At 68.6% G+C, this 2,028-nt stretch carries 1 protein-coding gene; it reads left to right on the top strand.

What is annotated here, in order from left to right:
• Positions 1-46: 46 nt before the first annotated feature.
• On the top strand, positions 47-2,028 hold a 1,982-nt coding region (locus ACWGI8_RS43535), incomplete at its 3' end, for a hypothetical protein (protein ID WP_453669072.1).

Below are 2,028 nucleotides of genomic sequence, written 5' to 3'. Positions count from 1 at the left end.
GGCCAGGGTACGTATGCAGGAGCAGCCGCTGGACGACGCTGCTGCATTGACGGAGGATCTGCAGCTGCAGTTCGACGTTTTCGCTCTCACCACTCACGGCCGGGACGGGCTGAGCGTGGCCGGCCGGTTCAGGCGAGCCATGGACCGGCCTTCGCCGGAGGCACAGGGCGGTCTGCCGACCCTGGACGGTCGGTTGTTGTCGAGAGGCAGGCCGCGTGGCTTCTTGGTGCGGGATCTTCTGGTGGAGGGCGTTGCCCAGCGCCTCACGCTGGTGCCCAGCGATGTGGAGTTCACCCACCGATTCTCCGAGGACGGCGCCGAGCTCGGCCCACCACTGATCACCGTCCCCTTGCGGTTCCGAGCAGGCATGCCCATGCTCAGCTGGGACGACACACCTGAGAAGGCCTTCCCGGGGGACGGCGCGGACCTCGCCCTCTGGATCGGCAGTCTCATCCGCGGTCTCCTGAACGAGAAGTCCGGCTCCAAGCCGACGGTGCGGGTATTGCCGATTGGGCTGGCCCTGCAGGACCGGCTCGTGGCCCTCGCCCACCTCTCCGCGGCCGAGCGTGAACTCGGATTCCGGTTCGCGCTGCCCCGTGAGGGCTACGACTGGCAGTTTGACGAGGACCTCGGGGAGCCCACCTCCACAGCCCCGGACGGCACCACCGGTCCCCAGTCATGGCAGTACGCCATCGAACCGTCGCCGGAAGTTGCGCAGACGCTGCTCTCCGGTGACTCGCTGGGCCGTCTCTCGCAACCAGGCCGTAAGAACCTGTTCGTACGCCACGAGGCGAGTACCCTGATCGCCGGCGGCGGCCCTCAGTACCGCTCCGCCCTGCGGCTGCCCGACCAGCCGGGGCTCGGGCGGCTGATCGCCCCTCTGGGCAATACGGGCTGGCCCGAGTATGGGCGGCACCAGCAGTCCCCGGTCACCATGTCCAAGGCCCTGTTCACCCGCTCCATGTCCCGGCCGGTCCACTGGGTCCAGGTGGCACCGCTGACTGCCCCGGGTGCGCCCGCGATCCCCGACCAGCACTACGACACTTTCCTCGAGCAGGCGACCAGCGAGGCCCAACGCTCCGGGATGCCCTACTTTGTCCCGCCTCGGAGTGGCCGGATCGTGGTTGATCTCGACGCCCAGGCGATGCGGCTGGTGCACGCGCGCACCGGTGAGCCGATGACCTGGCACGGTATCGTCCCGACGGGCTACACCGGCTCACTGCCAGGCACCGACCATACGGGTGTCCTGCGGACCCCGGGCGAGGCCGTTGTCCAGCGCAACGCTCACGCCTTCGTCTCCACCCGTGACAAGCAGGCCGCCGCCCAGATCCTCAAGGTGGCCGAGGACGGGCCGTTCGACCTGCTCCAGGTGACCGTGCAATCCGACGGCAGCATTCACGAGGAGCTCCTGGACGGCGCCCTCCTGCCGCTGCGGGAGCTGCCCGACCCTGGTATCCACGGGAACAACTCCCATCGCCACTCCGTTCGTACGGTCGTTCTACTGGGGAAGGCCCCAGCCACCGCAGCGGCGTATGAGGTGCTGGAGAATCACGTCCGTGACCTGTCGCAGCGGCGTGGCGGCAGGGAAGTCCGCTACCCCGAGATGGGGCAGAAATCGCTGATCGCAGCACGCCTGGACGGCACCCTCCACGTGGTGGTTCGGGACTCCTTGGGGATGGCCGGGCAGTGGCGGACCACCGACGGGTCGCCGTTCCCCGCCACCTTGCCGACGCTTGACGGCGGACTGCGCGACCGCGGCAGTGTGGTCACGGCACGGTTGCTCGGCGCCGGTGGCGCCGTGGTTTCGCTGATCTCGGCACCCGAGGAACAGCTCGGCGGAATCGAGAGCCGGCTGATGACGGTGGGCGGCAGCACCGTTCCCGTGCTCAACCTGGTGCTGCCGTTCGTCGAGGGCTCGGTCGGCATGTACTTCAAGGCGTCCGGTGCCGACCATTCGGTGGCCCATCCCGTGACTCCCGAGGAACTGAGCGCCGAGATCCGCCTGTTGCCGGGAGCTGAAGGCAAGAC

It is taken from the genome of Streptomyces sp. NPDC054841 (assembly GCF_053611045.1).
Note: the sequence above shows the minus strand (reverse complement) of the source record. Positions and strands in the feature narration are given on the sequence as shown.